Genomic DNA, 19,661 nt, shown 5'->3' on the forward strand with positions numbered 1-19,661 from the left:
TCTCTTTTTTTCGTTTCATATTAAAATGGCGGTGAAAGGAGGATTTATCATGAATGAAATTAGACAAGTAGCGATTTATTGTCGGGTGTCGACTGAGGAACAAGCAACAGAAGGTTATAGTATTTCCGCGCAACTACAAACATTACGACAATATGCACAGCTATACGGTTGGGAAATTGCTGGTGAATATGTCGATGAAGGGATAAGTGGTAAAAACATTACACGTCGCCCTGCAATTCAAAAACTTATTGCTGATGTCGAGAACAATAAGTTCCAAGCTGTGCTCGTTTGGAAAATCTCACGTCTATCGCGCAACATGTTAGATACACTTACGTTATTAGACTTGTTTGAAGCGAACGATGTAAAATTCATTTCTTACTCTGAAAACTTTGATACAGGTACCCCAATTGGACGTTTAGTTGTTCAGCTTATGGCTTCGATTGCTGAAATGGAACGTAATACGCTATCAGAAAACGTAAAGCTCGGCATGAAGCAACGCGCATATGAAGGTTATTGGAATGGGGGCATCGTATTCGGCTATGACGTCGTCGATAAAGCGTTAGTCATTAACGAAAAGGAAGCATTTATTGTTAAATTAGCCTTTGAACTATACGCGGAAGGCAAAGGGTTAAAAGCAGTTGCTAATCACTTGAACAAGGCAGGTTATCGAACGAAGCGCGGACATCATTTTTCGGTTAATGGTGTTGCACAGATTTTGGACAACATTATATACAACGGTAAAGTAAGTTGGGCAAAAGTTGAGAATTGGGATAGCAAGCGCAGAAAAGGCAAAAACCCTAATCCAATCATTGTTGAAGGTAAACATGAGGCAATTATTCCAGACGACCTTTGGAATATCGTGCAAGCACGACGAAATAGTAGGTCCTTTAAACAGCGCCAATCAAACGAACCTTTTTTACTTAGTAGTCTGCTACGCTGTCCTACTTGCAATCAAGGTATGGTGCCAGCCATTACTACGTGGAAATCAAAAGACGGCACTAAAAAGAAATACCGTTATTACGTCTGCTCTGACTTTCATAACAAAGGATCATCTGCCTGTCATGCGAACTCAACGAAAGCATATGAAGCAGAAGCGCAACTCATTGAGCGAATTGAACAATTTGCCCATAGCGAACAACAGCTTTTCTCAAAACTACAAGCTCTTAACACGACATCTATTGAATTGCTCCATTCCTTATCTACCGAGCTTGAGGACATAAAAAAACGACTGCTCGAAATACAGTCGCTTCAAAACCAATATTTAGATGCCTTTGAACAAAAGACGCTTCCCGTTACAATACTACAAGAGCGCCTTCAAAAACTAACAGCTGAAAAGACGGATTTAGAGCAAAGACAAAACGAAATCACCGCGCAACTAAGCTCTAACGATTCAAAAGTAATACAGCCTGACTTGATTCAAACGTTGCTATTACGTTTTTTAGATGCTTATAAATGCGCGCCACGAGAACATCAGAAACGGTTACTACAATTACTAATTGGACAGATTACGGTAAAACAGCCAACTGGCAAACCGCGCTCCATCGACACCATTGAACTCGACTTCGATTTTTCAGAAGTAAACGTTTCGAAGACATTTACCCTTCTTCACCTTTTGTATCGTGAAGCAAATATGGAAGATGAATTTTCATCCCCAAAATTCGCTTACGATCACAAAATGCCACCTTATTTACAACTTTTTTTGCCTCTATTTATGATACGGTTCACCTTACCTAATGCTAAACCAGCATCTTCTCATGAACACAAGCCAAAATCTCCTCCGCCACACGATGCGCCAATTCTAGCTCAGAGGTGAAGCCCACGCAAGAGCAGTTCATTTCCCCTAAAATGTAGGTATCTTGACCATTTTCGTCGGTATCTAAAATGAAATCCGCTGTCCAAATCAGGGGTAAATCATAGCCGCCGAGTAGGGAGGTGATTTCATCGAGCTGACCTAAAAAGCCCTGTACTAATATTGACCATTCCTCGGGGCTGTCATAGCGATAGTGCGCGCCTGAAAATAGGGTAGCGCTAAAGGCATCGGCATCCTCAGCCGGCTTTTTGTGGACGACATTAATCGGCTTGTCGCGCAGCATGAATAAACGGATTTCGCCCTCTTTAATGCGCGGTAAAAATGGCATATCCACAAGCATGCCGTTTGCGCCAATGATGTATTGCTGACAAAATATCATGAAATCACCAAGCTCATGGTATTCCACATGGTTATCCTTGGCTTCCGTGCATTTAATTTTGGCATTAAGTGGCACAATGTAAGTCCCTTCCTCTAATGCATCAACTAATTGTACGCGCCAAATGCCTTCACCTGTTGACCCGCGATTTTGCTTTAATACACGCTCACCATTTGCGAGAGCGCGCGGGAAGATAGCGTTAAACTCATCGATTGTATAGTAGGCATACGTATCTTCAGGAACGAGTGACGTATGGCGTAGCTTTACTAATGCATCCTTTGCACCGTAGCAAATCATCGCATCCGGATGTGGCATCCCAATAACACCTGTCGCACATAATTCACGTAGCATATCAAAGTACTCGGCCTCATGCGCTAAGTTCCCAGGGTTAATGCGCGAAACATACGCTACCGCATTGTCCTTTACATAGTTAAAAATCTCATCACGCTTTTCTAACTCAAAGAAAATAACCTCTGCCTCTTGTCCACGCTGCTGTAATGCCTTCACCATGGGCATCGTATCACCGCGATATCCATCTGGTCCTTTATCGCTACCACCTTGCACTTCAAAAAATATGACTTTACTCATAATGTACTACTCCTTTCGAATTATATATTCTAAAATCATCATAACGTGAAATAGTATTTGGTATGTTAAGGAAATGTATCGGAATTGTTAATAAATGCTTCATTTGTCGAGATAACGCTCGAAGAAAGCATAGTCAGATACTCAACATTAATAAAAACATATGTATAAAAATGTATATTTATAGTAATTTTCGAACTAGATTAAATTCTGCCTATTTCAAGATTTTCGAATAAAAAACAAGAAATAAATCAATTAAAAAGAAAAAGCATGAAAAATGCAAAAGCAGTCCAAAATCAATAAATCCACAAAAATAGGTCAATTTAAATAGGGGCACATAAAAATCTGCTTTCAATAAAAATCCCGAAAATTTGAACAGATTGTGTCAGCTTGTTGCATGAAGAGGATAACGAAGGAAATACAGAAAAAAGGAAAAGTTAATGGACAACGATTGAATGAAAAGTGATTTTGATGTAGCATGTATTTTTATGAAAAGTGTGAAATGAAGTGTTAACTTTCGCAGCATTTGGAGGCGACCGAAGATGGAACAAACAATTTGGCAGCAAGAACAGGCTCATTTAAAAGAAACGAGCGCGCTGTTAAAGCAACATATTGCAGACTTAGAAACGCAATTACAAAAACAAAAAGGCGAAATTGTCGAGGAACGCACGCAAGCCTCTGCTGAATTTAATGATGTGTCGGGTGAAAACGCTGTGCAATTTTCGCAAATGCTCCAAACGATGCAATTACGAGAGCGCGAATATTTGCAGCAAAGCGATCAGCTCGCAAAGGCGCAAATTTTATATAAAAGCCCTTATTTTGGGCGTATTTCTATTGGAAATGAACAGGGCGAGCAGGAGCATTTATATATTGGACTTTCCACATTCCGCGAGCAGCAAACGGATGACGTCTTAATTTTTGACTGGCGTGCACCGATTTCGAGCCTTTTTTATGAAAATAAGGTCGGCCAGTCACGCTACCAAATTCCGAACGGCGAATACATTGATGTACGAATCGAAGGGCGCCGTCAATACAAAATAAAGTACGATGAGCTATTGCAATTATTTGATGCCGATATTTATGTAGGTGACGAAGTGCTGCAGGGGCTATTAACCGATACGGCAAAGGAAAAGATGAAGTCCATTGTCGCAACGATTCAAAGTGAACAAAATCTCGTGATTCGTTCTTCTAATAAAGATAATTTAATCGTACTTGGCCCACCAGGTAGTGGTAAAACCTCAGTAGCGATGCAGCGAATTGCTTTTCTACTATATGAATACCGCGAGTCGATGAATGCCCGCAGTATTTTACTGATTTCACCGTCTGACCTGTTTAACGATTATATTTCCAACGTTTTACCGGAGCTCGGTGAAGAAAATGTACAGCATACCACGTACTTTCATTTAGCAAAGGACGTAAAGCTAGCGCGCTATAAAATCGAAACGAATTACGAAAATATCGAACGTCTTTACACCGCAGGCCAAGCAGAGCGAGCAAGCTATGCCTTTAAAGGCTCGCATCGCTATGTGAAGCAGCTTCTTCATTATATGGAATATGTAAAAAAAGCAGGGATGCCGTTTTACAACTTAAAAATGGGTGAGGAACTGTTCGCCTCTGCGAAAAAACTATCCGAGCTCTTTTACGAACGCTTTGGCGGCTTAGATATCGACTTTCGCCTAAAGAAAATTCGGACGCTGTTACTTGAAAAAGTCGCGCAGCGTAAAGCAAAGGACCGCAAAGCCTATTTAAAGGAATTACAGGCAGTCACAACATACATCGGCACGGATAAAGAAATTGAGCAGCAAGTTAATGAACGCTTACAAAAGAAATACGGCAAGCTTGAAATGACGATTCAGCAGCTTGGCTTTGTCAATCTAAACAAAATGTATGTGCAATCGCTCGCGCATCAAAACAATGATCAATGGATAAAAGCTATTTCACAAGCGACAGCCGAAACATTAAAGCAGCGCATCATGCATTATGAAGATTTGGCACCGATGATGTACCTGCAGGCCGTTATGAAAGGGTTGTACGCCGACAATACGATTAAGCATATCGTCATCGATGAAATTCAGGATTATTCGTATTTACAGCTACTTGCCATTAAAGCACTGCATCCAAAAGCCCATTACACCTTGCTTGGCGACAAAAATCAGCTCGTGCACCCACAAATGAAGGATTCGCTCGCAGATCCATTGGCGAAGCATTTTAAAGTGATCGAGCTCAACAAATCATACCGTTCTACCAATGAAATTACGGATTTCATGAGTGCGATTTTAAATAATACAACAACACTTTCCCTAGGTGTCATAGGGGACAAGCCGCAAATCATAGAAACAAAGGATTTGCTAGGGAGCATCAAAGAGCTAGCAGAAACCCAATATGAAGCCAATGATAGCTTTGTCATCCTATGTAAAAATAAAGCCACATGTGAGCGGCTGTACACTGATTTGAAGCCGCTAATCCCAGAGCTACAATTAATTACCGAAAAGCAAAAGGTTTATATGAAGGGCATCTTGATCATGCCGGGCTATATGGCAAAGGGCTTTGAGTTTACAACGGTTGTGTTAGCGGATGCTGATGCGTATGTTTACGCGGAAGACATGGATGCATATTTGCTGTATACAATTGCATCTCGCGCGACACGTCAACTATTTTTACTAACAGAAGGGCAGCTACCAAAAGCACTTGCCCATATTGATGCGCAGTATTATCGGAAAGAAGTGAACATCTAGGGGGATAAAGCGTCTAACATACAACAATCACTTTTTTAAGGGGGAAGGGGCGAATATTGCGATGATTTTTTGCACATTCCCTGTAATCCCTAACGCATTCATGTCATAATTCTACTAACAGTCGCTTCGCATATGCTAAGTAGTGACATGTCTGTTGTAAAGTAAACTAAAAAGTGATAAAATTTTGAAAATTAAAAATTAAAGGGAAGAGATTTTAACATGCAATATTCTGATAGTATTTTAAACACACCATCTTCATTCATCCGCAATATTTTAAAAGTAACCGATTCAGCGGATGTCATTTCATTTGCGGGCGGTTTACCGAATCCGATTTCATTTCCAATTGATGCGCTAAAGGCTTCTGTAAATCACGCAATCGATGAAAGTGGTGCAAAGCTGTTCCAATATTCAACGACACAAGGTTATTTACCGCTGCGTCAGTATATTGCAGAAAAATACAATAAAAAACAACCTGACTTAAATTTCACAGCTGATGATGTATTAATTACAACAGGCTCACAGCAAGCATTAGAGCTCATTTCTAAAGTGCTTTTAAACAAGGGAGACGGCGTTGTCATTGAAGAGCCCGGCTATCTTGGGGCAATTCAGGCGTTCACATTGCGCGAGCCACAATTTTACGGCGTGACGTTAGAGCAGGATGGGATTAATGTAGACGAATTAAAGAACGCATTAAAACAACCAAACGTCAAAATGGTGTATACCGTACCAAACTTCCAAAATCCAACGGGGCTTACGTATACAAAGGACCGTCGTGAAGAGGTTTACGAGGCCATTAAGGACGAAGATGTGATTTTCATCGAGGACGATCCCTACGGCGAGTTACGCTTCACTGGAGAGCATTTACCATATATCGCAGCAGGCAAAACGACAAATAGCGTGGTGCTTGGTTCATTTTCAAAAACAGTAACACCGGGGATGCGTTTAGGCTTTATTTTAACGAAAAACCATGAGCTACTAAACCATATCGAAACAGCGAAACAAGCATCTGATTTGCATACGAATATTTTTGCACAATATATTTTACACGACTATTTAACAAACAATGCCTACGAGCAGCATGTCGAAAAAATAATCAAGCTTTATAAAGCACAGGCAGATGCCATGCTAGCGGCGATGGAAAAATACTTCCCAGCACATGTATCCTACACAAAACCAGAGGGCGGCATGTTCATCTGGGTAACGATGAATAACGGCGCCAACGCACTCGACAAATTCCATGAAGCGATGGAGCAAAAGGTTGCCTTCGTACCGGGCAATCCATTCTACACTTCCAAAACAGACGTCAATACAATGCGTCTAAACTATACAAACGCCACACCTGAAACGATAGAAGAGGGTATTAAGCGTTTAGGGAAAATTTTATAAACGATCTACACGAAAAGCCATTGTCTTGAATTTACGCAGGACAATGGCTTTTCATGTTGTATAGAACTAATATTGGTGCAAAAACAATAGTATAATACGGTTAACAAAATTTTCAAGATAGAAGGAGTGTATCGGTGTGCAAATAAAAATTGATGAAGTGATAGAGTTAGGGGAAGTCCTTTTACCGCACTTTCTCTTGGATTTTGAACAAGCCATTACAACTATTTATACAGATGTAACAAGGCTCAATTTTTTAAAAAAGCAATTACTCAATAACAAATCCATTTATGTACATACACAGCAATTGGGCTATTATGAAAGATTAACGGTTGAAGAAACATTTCGTTTTTACAATGATTTATACAATGGTAAGCAATCTACTGCTCAGCTAATCACAGAATTTGGATTTGAACAGCAACGAAAAACACGCGTGAGTGAACTATCAATGACACAACGCCAAGTATTAAGCTTTATCCAGCCGTATTTAGATGAAAAAAAGCTGCTTGTGTTCATTGAACCCTTTCAAAATTTACAACAAAATGAGCGGAAAATCCTTATGCATATCCTGACGCAGCTTAAGCAAGTACATAGAAACATTTTAATACTATCGAATAACTTGGAGCATCTCATTAGTGTGGGCGATGAAATTTTTAGATTGGACGAAGATGGTCTCCATCCATTAGACGTCAAGGAAGAACAGGCCGACACAGCCCCAATTGAAACAACTCAATTAAAAATTGAAAAAATACCGACCAAGAAAAATGACAAAATCATTTTATTTAATCCTCCTGAAATTGATTATATTGAAAGTGTGGAAGGGGAAGTTTACATCTATGTCGCAGGAGAAGGCTATTTATGCGCATGGACACTAAATGAATTAGAAAAACGACTCATACACTTTGGCTTTTTTAGATGCCATCGTTCCTATATCGTCAATTTGCAAAAGGTACGTGAAATCATTTCGTGGACGCGCAACAGCTACAGCTTAGTGTTACAAGGCGCTGCCAAATCAGAAGTGCCACTTTCCCGAAATAAGCTATCTGAGCTAAAAGAAATTGTCGGAATTTAACGTATTTCCCGGGAAATTTGCTGCACCATTCATCGCCATATAACACCAAATAGCAACAATTCGCTACAACTCACATGCAAAATAATGCAGGTGCTGACAAAGTCCTTTAAATTGAAGGTAACAACTGAATTAAAGGAGGCACCAATATGACAATGATTATTGATGTGCAAAACATGCGAATGAAGTTTGGAAACGAGGTAGCATTGAAGAATGTTTCGTTTTCCATTAAAAAAGGAGAGATCTTTGGCTTTTTAGGCCCAAGTGGTTCGGGTAAGACAACGACGATTAAAATACTAACAGCGCAATTAACGCAGTCAAGCGGGCATGCCTTTGTGTTCGGGCAACCGGCTAGGGAAATGCATCAGCCTCAGCATAAAGCTAAAATGGGCTTATTATCGGATAATAGCGGGCTATATCAGCGCTTAACGGTGGAAGAAAATTTATTATTATATAGTAATTTGTATGATGTTCCAAAGAGCGCTGTTGAAGAAGCATTACAATTTGTGAATTTGCAAGATCAACGGAAGAAGAAGGTGAGCCAGCTTTCAAAAGGAATGCTGCAGCGTGTCCTATTAGCGCGAACAATTATGCATAAGCCTCAGCTTCTATTTTTAGATGAGCCAACGTCTGCGCTCGATCCTGTGAATGCGCAGCATATTTACAAAGGTTTACGAAAATTAAATGAATTAGGCACGACGATTTTTTTGACAACGCATAATATGGCGGAAGCAGAGCTACTTTGTGATCGCGTTGCCTTCTTATACAAGGGTGAAATTCGTGAATTGGATACGCCTGCTGCCTTAAAGAAAAAGTACAGTGACCATTCATTTACGATTGAATTACATGGTGGTGAGCAGCATACTGTCCGAAACGGCGAAGAAGATGCCGTAAACGTAATGAACTGGATGAAAAATGAACAAATCGCACGTATGGATTCAAATGAACCGTCACTAGGCGATATTTTCGTAAAATTAACAGGGAGTGATTTACTATGAACATATCATTAAAACGTATTCAAGCCATTTTCATGAAGGATTATAAGGAATTTTCTCGGAATTATGCCGTATCCATGATGATTTTTTTACCGATTATTTTAGCCTTTATGTATCGCCAAACAGGTACAGAATCGATACAAAATTCCTTTTTACCACTTAATATGACCTTTTCAATGGTGACGGCGTATGTGCAGGCATGTTTAATAGCAGAAGAAAAAGAGCGCAATACATTACGCAGCTTGATGATGTCACCTGCATCAATTGGTGATATTTTATTAGGCAAGAGCTTGTTTGTCTTCATTATGACGGGGGTTATTTTGGCGATATGTGCGAATATTGTCGGCTATACACCGAATCAAATCGCGGTCATCATGCTTGCTTTAGCGATTTCTACTGTATTCTATGTAGCGCTAGGAACGATTTGTGGCTTGTTTACAAAGTCTGTCATGGAAGCATCATTAGCTGTATTACCAGTCGTGCTGATCTTTTCATTTGGTCCGATGGCGCTGTTCTTAAACGAAACGCACATCATTTATAAAATAGGACAATGGTTACCGAGTACACAGCTTGTCATTTTAGCAGAGCAGTCACAGCAGGGCGCTTCATTCGGTGGAATAGCCGAGCCACTCGTCATTATTTTACTTTGGACAATTATCGCAGTTGCTGCTGCCGTCATCTTATTTAAAAAACGAACAAAAGACGAATAGCCTTCCTATATGGAGGGCTTTTTTACATAAGAAAAGAAGCACACTCGATGAGGAGTGTGCTTCTTGCAACTAACTATATGAACTTAATTCGTTAAAATTAAAGTTTTGTTACGTTAGTAGCTTGTGGTCCGCGGTTACCTTCTTCAACTTCGAACTCAACTTTTTGACCTTCGTCTAAAGTTTTGAATCCTTCACCTTGGATAGCTGAGAAGTGTACGAATACGTCATTGCCGCCTTCAACTTCGATGAAACCGAAACCTTTTTCTGAGTTAAACCATTTTACTGTACCTTGTTGCATGAGAGAAAACCTCCAAAAAATAAATTGTTAAATTGCTAAATGTATAGAAAAAATTCACACATTAAAAAAGGGAGCGTAGACGTTCACTTTTTTAATATGTGAATTAATCGTTAACAGCTGAGCAATTTAATTATCTTTATTATATAACAACTTTATCCAACTGTCTACAAAATTTTAATGAAAAAGCGAGAAAAATTTTGATTATTCGTATAAATGAAGGAAATAAAGGATTTAAACGAGCATTATAATTTTTATTGTACCACGGAATTTTTTAATTATAACATTAAATTTTTACCATTTATTTCTACGCATTTTTGCTGAGCAAGCGGAAAAATTACTTGATAACTCCCTTATTTACGAAAATTATACTGTTTTATAGGCATTTAAATGTAAAAGGGATTAACGAATAAATCAAAATATCTGATGACTTTTTACCTAATACATGTATATAATCGTGCATGGACAGTAAAAATTCTGAAAAATGGAGTGGTACGAGATGAAATTATCAATTTCAAAAAAATTACGGCTATCGTTTTCGATTTCAATTGTACTGATTCTTTTTATTAATGGTATAGGAACTTTGGCTTTAAGTACTGTTAATAGTAAGTATGAAAACATTTTAGATCGTGATATGCAACGTATAATATATGCAAAGGATTTAGAAATTGCTCAAAAGGATTTATCAACAAAATTAACAGAATACATAGTGCTTAATAAAGCAACAGCAAAATCAGGTATAGCGAGTGAAATCGAAAAACAAGAAAAGGCTGTAGCGGGGTTACTGGAATTAAATGAGGATAAAGCTTCAGCAGAACTCCTAAAGCAGCTACAAGAAAAACAAAGCTTGTTAGATGAAGCGAATGCTACATTGATGGATTTAAAAGCGAAACGTCTAAACACCTCGACTGCACAGCTTACTTCGATGGGCATCAATTCAGAGGTGATGACGCTTATTGGTGAAATTGTCGATGTTCAACAACAAAATATAGAAAATACGCGTGCAGATATTGAACGATACCAACGCTTAGCTTTAATAACAATGAATTTATTAACGGGCGTTGCTTTTATACTTGCAATAGCGGTTTCGGCCTATATGAGCCGTCATATTTCAAAACCCGTCAACAAAGTTACAAAGGCACTGGAGGAAATCGCGCAAGGAAATTTAACAATGGCGCCATTACAAATTCAGAACAAAGATGAAATCGGACAAATGGGCAATAGCTTTAACAAAATGCTAGAGGATTTACGCAGCATTGTTTCAAGTGTCAATGATTCATCCATACAAGTGGCTGCCAATGCACAGGAGCTGTCTGCAAGCTCACAGGAAAGCCTCGCATCTTCACAAATGGTTGCAAAATCAGCAGAAACTCAATTAGCAACAAGCACAGACCAAGCGCGTTTGATGGAAACATCGCTTGTTTCAATGGAAGAGTTGCGCACAAGTATCAATCAAATTGCAGATGACAATGAACAAATGCTTCAAGTGACAGGAAATGTGAAAGAACTCATTGATCAGGGCTCGATGTCCATTCAAAATGTTGTCAATCAAATGGAGACGATCCATGAAACCTTTGTGAACACAACAACGATGATGCGTGAAATGGAGCAACATTCCGATCGCATTCATAATATTACGAACCTGATTACCGATATTGCCGACCAAACCAATTTACTCGCATTAAATGCGGCAATTGAAGCGGCGCGAGCAGGAGAGCATGGGCAAGGCTTTGCGGTTGTCGCCGATGAGGTACGAAAATTAGCAGAGCAATCCAAAAATTCTGCGACCCAAATTGAAGGCATGGTTCAGCAAATTCAACAAACGTCAAATGAAGCAACGAGAGTGATTGTTGCAGGCGGTGCTAAAGTGGATGAAGGAATGGAAAAAACCTCTGAATCGATGCGTATTTTCCAAAGCATTGAAACGGGCTCAGTAGAAGTAGTGTATCGTGTAGAATCTGTTTCCGCGGCAGTTGAGGAAATTCAAGCAATGACGGCCTCTGTTTCAGACGGCACAAAACGTGTGCAGCAGCTAGCGATGCAAACGGCCAACACCGCAAGTGATACAAGCGCAGCGACAGAAGAACAGCTTGCGTCAAACGAAGAAATTTCGGCAAATGCGCAAGTCTTATCAGAATTAGCCGAACGCTTACAACTTGAAATCAATCATTTCAAACTATAAAGAACAAGCGCCATTAGCAACGAAATCGCTAATGGCGCTTATTAGTGGTTAGGAAAGGCTTATTTTTCAATAAAATCCACAGAAGAAAGGGCATTATTTCACGGGACTGGACGCAATCACACCGAGGCATAATTGATGTATGTTATAGTAAAAACAACGATTGATTGAAAGGGTGTAACACAATGGCTAAAAGTTTAGTATTAGCAGAAAAACCATCAGTAGCACGCGATATTGCCAGCGTGCTGAAGTGTACCAAAAAAGGAAACGGCTTTTTAGAAGGCGACAAATATATTGTGACATGGGCCTTAGGGCATTTAGTGACGTTAGCAGATCCAGAAAGCTACGATGAAAAATATAAAAAGTGGAATTTAGAGGATTTACCAATGCTACCGGAGCGCTTAAAGCTTACGACAATTAAGCAAACGAGCAAGCAATATAATGCCGTAAAAGCACAGTTAATGCGTGGAGATGTGAATGAAATCATTATCGCTACGGATGCTGGACGCGAGGGCGAGCTTGTAGCACGTTGGATACTTGACCGTGCCAAAGTCAATAAGCCCATTAAGCGTTTATGGATTTCATCGGTTACCAATAAAGCCATCAAAGAAGGATTCGCCAATTTAAAGCCAGGAAAGGCATACGAAAATCTGTACTATGCGGCTGTAGCGCGTAGTGAGGCCGACTGGTTTTTGGGACTGAATGCGACGCGCGCGCTATCCACTAAGCATAATGCGCAGCTCAATACGGGGCGCGTACAAACACCAGTTGTTGCAATGGTGGCCTCACGCGAAGATGAAATTAAGCATTTTAAAGCCCAAACCTATTACGGTATTGAAGCGCAAACAAAGGATTTAAAATTAACATGGCAGGATGCAAACGGTAATTCACGTAGCTTTGCCAAAGAAAAAATCGATGCCATCGTCAATAAATTAGGTAATCAAGAGGCAAAAGTTGTCGCGATTGACCGTAAGCCGAAAAAATCATTCGCACCAGGGCTGTATGATTTAACAGAATTACAGCGCGATGCCAACAAACTATTCGGCTATTCAGCAAAAGAAACATTAAATATTATGCAAAAGCTGTATGAGTCACATAAGGTGCTGACGTATCCACGTACCGATTCACGCTACCTTTCAAGTGATATTGTGCCAACTTTGTCAGAGCGATTAAAAGCATGTGGCGTTGGAGAATATCGTTCTTTTGCCAATAAAGTATTAACAAAGCCTATTAAAGCGAATAAGTCATTTGTGGATGATAGCAAGGTAAGTGATCACCATGCCATCATTCCAACTGAAGAATACGTCAATTTCTCGGCATTTTCTGATAAAGAACGCAAAATTTATGATTTAGTTGTCAAACGTTTCTTAGCGGTATTGTTCCCGGCTTATGAATATGAGCAATTAACGGTTCAGGCTGAAATCGGTTCGGAAAAATTCATTGCCCGTGGGAAAACCGTACTTGCGATGGGCTGGAAGGAAGTTTATTCGAACCATGTGGATGACGAGGAAACAGACGAAGTAAAAGAGCAGCTATTACCACAACTTGAAAAAGGTCAAGTATTAAAGGTCAATTTACTGGCGCAAACATCTGGTCAAACAAAGCCACCAGCACGTTTTACGGAGGCAACGCTATTATCGGCGATGGAAAATCCAGCGAAGTATATGAACACGCAAAACAAGCAGCTTGCCGATACATTAAAATCGACAGGCGGTTTAGGAACGGTAGCAACTCGTGCCGATATTATTGATAAGCTCTTTAACTCATTCTTAATCGAAAAGCGCGGCAAGGATATTCACATTACGTCAAAAGGTCGTCAGCTATTAGACTTAGTGCCTGATGAATTAAAATCGCCTGAAACAACAGCCGAGTGGGAGCAAAAGCTCGAGCTAATTGCAAAGGGCAAGCTGAAAAAAGATGCTTTCATCAATGAAATGAAGCAGCATACAAAAAACGTAGTAGCCAACATTAAAAACAGCGATAAAAAATTCAAGCACGACAATATTTCCACAAAAACATGCCCAGATTGCGGAAAGCCAATGCTTGAAGTAAACGGCAAAAAGGGCAAAATGCTTGTCTGCCAGGACCGTGAATGTGGGCATCGCAAAAACGTATCCCGCGTAACGAATGCACGCTGTCCGCAATGTAAGAAGAAACTTGAGCTACATGGACAAGGCGACGGTCAAATTTTCGTATGTAAATGTGGTCACCGTGAAAAGCTATCAGCCTTTGAAGCACGTCGTAAAAAAGAAGGCGGCGGAAAAGTCGATAAGCGCAGTGTCCAACAATACATGAAGCAGCAAGAAAAAGAAGCAGAGCCGATTAATAATGCCTTTGCCGATTTATTAAAAGGGATGAAGTTTGACTAGAAATCCCGGTTTAATTACGACGACCCCTTGAAAACTCAAGGTCAATTTATTTAAATGAAGTCAAAACAAGACGCCTAAAGAAATTTACTTCTTTAGGCGTCTATTTTAATTGAATGTAGCATCCACTTCAGAAATAACAATGGCTCCACGCGTGCGTTTTGCCTCGTAAATGGCCTTATCCGCAGCTTCAAATAAGACATCAATCGTTTGATAGCGTTCCCCCGTATAGCCAACCCCCACACTAATCGAAATCGGTATTTGCTGTTGTAATTTTTTGATATGGAAAGGTGTATGCATCATCTGTTGATGTAAAAGCTGTAGCTCCAATTTCATTTCTTCAATCGGGTAGGGCATTAACAGGATAAATTCATCCCCACCAAAGCGAATGACGAAAATATCATGGTGCGGATTCCACTGGGCTAAATGCTTGGCCACAAATTGAATGGCTTCATCCCCAACTGTATGGCCATACGTGTCATTGATGGATTTGAAATGATCGATATCGAGCACCGCCACCGTATAGTTTTTGACTTGCTGCTGCTTCGCTAGTAAATCCTCGTAAAAGTTACGGTTTTTCACATTTGTCAGCTGATCGACATAAATTTGTCCTTCATAAAATTGACGAGACCGATCTTCCATCGATTGTTTACGCATCGCACTCATTTCGCTGTCATAATGCTTGTCAAGCAAGCGAATAAGCATGTCTTGATAGAGGATTACATCGTCCTTCATGTCGAATTTTTTCAAAGCATCCACCCAAAGCTTCATTTCAAAGCGGATATGCAGTAAATTGTCGGTTTTCTCTACACCCTGTTTAAATACTTCCTTCGCCATATGAATATCACCGATTTGCGCTTGTAAAAGCCCGTTACAAATATCCAACATATAAGAAAAGCTATCGACAATATGCACTTTAGGATTTTCTTGAATCGTTGTAATCATCAGCTGGCATTGTTTATAGTCCTCTTTTAAATAGAATAGTAAAAACGCATAAATATAGTGCATATAGAGCGTCATTTTATTGGTAAATTCAAAGCCTTGGTATGCATGCTCCAACTTTTCAAACAGCGCAATCCCTCGTTCGATTTCATTTTTTTCGATGTATGTATAAATGAGGTTGCTGGCAATCAAAAACGTCAGATTTTTATCTTCACTCGTCCATGAATCGTTTAGCAATGCCTCGTAATCCGCCACAACATCACCGATTAAATAATGATTATTGAAAATAACTTGATGCATACGATAGTAATAATAATCTTCCGGCGTCCCGTGCTCTGAGATGAAGGGGGCAAGAATCAGTAAAAAGGAATGCATTTTATCAAACTGCGATATATTGATGAAGGTACGATTCAAAAAAATAATGGCCGACACATAGGTTGGATAATCCTGATGCTGAAAGGCGCTTTCAATAACGAGACGCAGTAAAGGCTCGGCTTCTTTGTAATTGCCCTGTAGAAAAAAGCTTTGTGCAGCTTCAAAATGTTGCTGCTGTTCTTGCAATGTAAATAATTTTTCCATTGTCATCACTCATTTCTTTATTTTAGTGTCCACCCTTGGATTTTGAAATGTTTAACAGTATTTACTAATACTAATGTATAACTAAGGATACATCAATTTCAATAAGCGGACTTACGAACTTCGACATTCGTTTACAGGAGTTAGAAAATAGTAAAATAGATTCAAATATGTACATTTAGTGAAAATTCTATTTTTAAATCCGATAATATTTCATATAGATAGTTGCAAAACGAATGTAAAGGGGGGATAGTTATGAAAATTTCTGGTTTATTACATGGGTATAATCCTGATTTAGAGGAAAGAAAACGCTCAGTCCAGCGCAAAGAGGTTGGGAATGTTTATAAAAAGCATGCCAAATATGCCGATGCTAGCAAAAATCCAATGCTCCAAGCGCTTGAAAATTTACTTTCCGGTAAAACAGAAAAGGATTTACACGAAGCAGATGCAGCAGCACGAAAAGATGCTCAGCCAACTGCTACAGAGGCAAAAGAGGAGCAGCTGGCACGTCCGGAAGTAAAAAAGGAAATTTCACAGTTAAAGCAATCAGAGCAAGAAGTCATTGCACATGAAAATGCGCATAAATCAGCGGGTGCAGGGGTAACGGGTGCAGTTACGTATACGCATACAACTGGTCCAGATGATCAGCGCTTTATTAATGGTGGTGAAGTGGCCATTCAAATGCCAGCGACCACTGGAGAGTCGGATGAAACGATTGCGCTACTGGAAAGGATACGTCAAGCGGCCTTAGCACCAGCAGAGCCCTCTTCGCAAGACTTACGTGTCGCGGCAAGTGCTTCAGCGCAAATTCAACAAGTACGAGCAGATAAATACGGCGAAGTAGTGGAAGAACAAGACGAAACAGTGCCATTTGCAGATGAAGATTTCACCTTTGACATCCCTGACAAATTCCAAAAGGATTTTGCACGCAATCCGGAAGAACAAACCATTTTCGGACAGGATTTAGAAAAGCTTTTATTCCAACGCACATTTAACAACGCATCGCAAAAATATAGTTCACATATGGCAATGGTGAATAACGGCTACCGTTCTGTAACAGAGCCGACCTTCACACAGGTTGCCTAAAGGGAAAATCGCTTTAGCCTCTTTATGCTAGAGCGATTTTTTTATCTGCAAAATAGAATGATTCCAATTTCAAACAAAGGTGCTATACTATTTTTTAACGAAAACACTGAGGTGATAGTTTTGGCAAAGAAGCATGTAAAGACAAATGCGATTCGATTAATTGAACAGCAAAAAATTGTCCATGAAATCGTTGAATATACATCAGAGGATGGCGCCGCAGTAGATGGTATGACGGTCGCAACCAAAATCGGCCAGTCGGTGGAGCATGTGTATAAAACCTTAATCGCTACTGCTGGAAAGGGGAACTATTTTGTGTTCGTCATTCCCGTTGCAGCCGAGCTCAATTTAAAGGCTGCAGCAAAAGTAGTCGGAGAGAAAAAGATCGAAATGATTGCGGTAAAGGAGCTGCTTGGTTTAACGGGCTATGTACGAGGCGGCTGTTCGCCAATTGGGATGAAAAAGCCATTCCCAACGTATATCGAGCAAGCAGCCGAAACGCTCGATTATATCATTGTCAGCGCTGGTAAGATTGGTATGCAAATGAAGCTCGCACCAATAGATTTAGCGAAAGCTTCCAATGCACAATTTGCCCAGCTGGTAACACAATAGGAAGAAGGGTTTGTATGTCAAAAAAATTATGGTGGCAATGGGGAAGCTTTTTTGTCGGACTGATGGTGATGGCACTCGGCATTACAATGACGATTAAAGGTAATGTTATTGGCACAAGCCCGTGGGATGTATTTCATATCGGCATGTTTAAGCAATTTGGCTTGACGATTGGCACGTGGTCGATTTTAACAGGACTATTTATTATTTGCGTCACGTCGATTTATTTAAAACGTGTGCCCAAATTAGCGACGATTCTCAATATGCTGTTAATCGGTTCGTTTATTGATTTGTTCAACTGGCTCTTACCAGAAGCGACTGTCTTTGTGTTTGAAATCGCTTATTTTGTAGCAGGCTTTTTTGTCATGAGTATTGGCTGTGCACTGTATATTGCGGCAAGTCTTGGTGAAGGGCCACGGGATACGGTGATGATGATTATCGCGAGCAAGGGCTATTCAGTGAAAACGGGTCGTATGGTAATGGAAGTCATTGCGGCAAGCATTGGCTGGCTACTTGGCGGACCAGTTGGGATGGGAACCATTATTTTAGCGCTTGGCACAGGCTATATTATTCAGCCCGCGCTGTTTTTCTTTAAAGATAAGCTCGAACAAATTGTGGGTGAGCCACTTACGTAAAAAAACGAATACTTATGCTACACTAGTACTGATGTTAATATCGAAAGGATGAACGAGCATGTCAAACGTATTAAATACCTTTTTAGATGAAAATTTACAAGACTTACGCGCACAAGGCTTATACAACGAAATTGATCCGGTTGAAGGTGCGAATGGCCCGATCATTCAAGTAGCAGGGAAAAAGCTAATAAACTTATCATCAAATAACTATTTAGGCTTAGCAACCAATGCCGAGCTGAAAAAAATTGCGCAAAACACAATCGAAACATACGGTGTTGGTGCAGGTGCGGTACGTACAATTAACGGCACATTAGATTTACACATTAAATTAGAACAAACATTAGCGAAATTCAAAGGTACAGAGGCAGCCATTAGCTATCAATCAGGCTTTAACTGTAATATGGCGGCAATTTCTGCTGTGATGGACAAAAACGATGCCATCCTTTCTGATGCATTGAATCATGCGTCTATTATTGATGGCTGCCGCTTATCAAAGGCGAAGATTATTCCATTTGCCCATGCTGATATGGATGATTTACGTGCAAAGGCAAAGGAAGCAACAGAATCAGGCCTTTACAATAAAGTCATGGTCATTACAGACGGCGTGTTCTCGATGGATGGCGACATTGCAAAGCTACCAGAAATCGTGGAAATCGCAAAAGAGTTTGATTTAATTACGTATGTAGACGATGCACATGGTTCAGGTGTAACAGGCAAGGGCGCAGGGACAGTGAAGCAGTTCGGCCTACAAAACGAAATTGATTTCCAAATCGGGACATTATCAAAAGCAATCGGTGTTGTCGGTGGCTATGTAGCAGGTAAGAAAAACTTAATAGACTGGTTAAAGGTTCGTTCTCGTCCGTTCTTATTCTCAACAGCCTTACCACCAGGGGATGTGGCTGCCATTACACGCGCGGTGGAAATGTTAATGGAATCAACAGAGCTTCACGACAAATTATGGGAAAACGGCGATTATTTAAAGAAGGGTTTAAACGAGCTTGGCTTTAATATCGGCGCTTCAGAAACACCGATCACACCATGCATTATCGGTGACGAGAAGCTAACACAGCAATTCTCGAAACGTTTAATCGAAGAAGGCGTGTATGCAAAATCAATCGTGTTCCCAACCGTACCAAAAGGAACAGGGCGCGTCCGCAATATGCCAACTGCCGCCCATACAAAGGAAATGCTAGATGACGCCTTAGCCATTTATGCAAAAGTTGGCCGTGAATTAGGTGTTATTCAGTAAACACTGAGCAATCACAGCATGAAAAGGCTCCGTACTACAATTAAGTGTAGCGCGGAGCCTTTTA

Annotated in this window: 15 protein-coding genes; 12 read left to right on the plus strand and 3 right to left on the minus strand. The window is 40.2% G+C overall.

Annotated features, from left to right (window positions below):
- The first annotated feature begins 49 nt into the window (after positions 1-49).
- Positions 50-1,813, plus strand: coding sequence for a recombinase family protein (locus tag MKX47_RS02195; protein WP_340770619.1), 1,764 nt, complete (start codon positions 50-52; stop codon positions 1,811-1,813).
- On the opposite strand, the gene MKX47_RS02200 is transcribed toward MKX47_RS02195, so the two are convergent.
- Positions 1,737-2,774, minus strand: a complete 1,038-nt coding sequence (locus MKX47_RS02200) for a Cj0069 family protein (protein WP_340770621.1) — start codon at positions 2,772-2,774, stop codon at positions 1,737-1,739. The genes MKX47_RS02195 and MKX47_RS02200 overlap by 77 nt on opposite strands.
- Before the next feature lie 539 nt (positions 2,775-3,313).
- On the opposite strand from MKX47_RS02200, the gene MKX47_RS02205 reads away from it, so the two are divergent.
- From MKX47_RS02205 to MKX47_RS02225, 5 genes are all read left to right on the plus strand, one after another.
- Entirely contained in the window at positions 3,314-5,506 is a 2,193-nt protein-coding gene (locus tag MKX47_RS02205) for a HelD family protein (RefSeq protein ID WP_340770623.1), read from the plus strand.
- Between the two features lie 219 nt (positions 5,507-5,725).
- Positions 5,726-6,892: an aminotransferase-like domain-containing protein gene (locus MKX47_RS02210; protein ID WP_340770625.1), complete on the plus strand. Its 1,167-nt coding sequence runs from the start codon at positions 5,726-5,728 to the stop codon at positions 6,890-6,892.
- A gap of 136 nt (positions 6,893-7,028) precedes the next feature.
- Positions 7,029-7,961, plus strand: a complete 933-nt coding sequence (locus MKX47_RS02215; protein WP_340770627.1) for a LytTR family transcriptional regulator DNA-binding domain-containing protein — start codon at positions 7,029-7,031, stop codon at positions 7,959-7,961.
- A 146-nt stretch (positions 7,962-8,107) separates the two neighbouring features.
- Complete coding sequence (locus tag MKX47_RS02220; protein ID WP_340770629.1) at positions 8,108-8,956, plus strand: ABC transporter ATP-binding protein; 849 nt, start codon at positions 8,108-8,110, stop codon at positions 8,954-8,956.
- Entirely contained in the window at positions 8,953-9,663 is a 711-nt protein-coding gene (locus MKX47_RS02225; RefSeq protein WP_340770631.1) for an ABC transporter permease, read from the plus strand. Before MKX47_RS02220 ends, MKX47_RS02225 begins: the two co-directional genes overlap by 4 nt.
- 97 nt (positions 9,664-9,760) lie before the next feature.
- On the opposite strand, the gene MKX47_RS02230 is transcribed toward MKX47_RS02225, so the two are convergent.
- Positions 9,761-9,961, minus strand: coding sequence for a cold-shock protein (locus tag MKX47_RS02230; protein WP_241367489.1), 201 nt, complete (start codon positions 9,959-9,961; stop codon positions 9,761-9,763).
- Between the two features lie 496 nt (positions 9,962-10,457).
- Between MKX47_RS02230 and MKX47_RS02235 the strand changes: the two genes are divergently transcribed.
- Both MKX47_RS02235 and MKX47_RS02240 read left to right on the plus strand, forming a co-directional pair.
- Positions 10,458-12,140 (plus strand): methyl-accepting chemotaxis protein, encoded by a 1,683-nt coding sequence (locus MKX47_RS02235; protein WP_340770635.1) that lies wholly within the window; start codon positions 10,458-10,460, stop codon positions 12,138-12,140.
- Between the two features lie 182 nt (positions 12,141-12,322).
- The gene (locus tag MKX47_RS02240) at positions 12,323-14,506 is read left to right on the plus strand and encodes a DNA topoisomerase III (RefSeq protein WP_340770636.1); all 2,184 of its coding nucleotides are present in this window, start codon (positions 12,323-12,325) and stop codon (positions 14,504-14,506) included.
- 105 nt (positions 14,507-14,611) lie between these two features.
- On the opposite strand, the gene MKX47_RS02245 is transcribed toward MKX47_RS02240, so the two are convergent.
- Positions 14,612-16,024 carry a GGDEF domain-containing protein gene (locus MKX47_RS02245; protein ID WP_340770637.1) on the minus strand — a complete coding sequence of 471 codons (1,413 nt, stop codon included), beginning with the start codon at positions 16,022-16,024 and terminating at the stop codon, positions 14,612-14,614.
- A 252-nt stretch (positions 16,025-16,276) separates the two neighbouring features.
- On the opposite strand from MKX47_RS02245, the gene MKX47_RS02250 reads away from it, so the two are divergent.
- The 4 genes from MKX47_RS02250 to MKX47_RS02265 all read left to right on the plus strand — a co-directional run bounded on the left by MKX47_RS02250 (position 16,277) and on the right by MKX47_RS02265 (position 19,597).
- Positions 16,277-17,107, plus strand: coding sequence for a putative metalloprotease CJM1_0395 family protein (locus MKX47_RS02250; RefSeq protein ID WP_340770639.1), 831 nt, complete (start codon positions 16,277-16,279; stop codon positions 17,105-17,107).
- A 120-nt stretch (positions 17,108-17,227) separates the two neighbouring features.
- Positions 17,228-17,716, plus strand: coding sequence for a Cys-tRNA(Pro) deacylase (gene ybaK, locus MKX47_RS02255; RefSeq protein WP_340770640.1), 489 nt, complete (start codon positions 17,228-17,230; stop codon positions 17,714-17,716).
- Between the two features lie 14 nt (positions 17,717-17,730).
- The gene (locus tag MKX47_RS02260; RefSeq protein ID WP_340770642.1) at positions 17,731-18,348 is read left to right on the plus strand and encodes a YczE/YyaS/YitT family protein; all 618 of its coding nucleotides are present in this window, start codon (positions 17,731-17,733) and stop codon (positions 18,346-18,348) included.
- A gap of 58 nt (positions 18,349-18,406) precedes the next feature.
- Positions 18,407-19,597, plus strand: coding sequence for a glycine C-acetyltransferase (locus MKX47_RS02265; protein ID WP_340770645.1), 1,191 nt, complete (start codon positions 18,407-18,409; stop codon positions 19,595-19,597).
- Positions 19,598-19,661 lie beyond the last annotated feature (64 nt).

The sequence above is a fragment of the Solibacillus sp. FSL R7-0668 genome, assembly GCF_038006205.1.
Classification (GTDB): domain Bacteria; phylum Bacillota; class Bacilli; order Bacillales_A; family Planococcaceae; genus Solibacillus.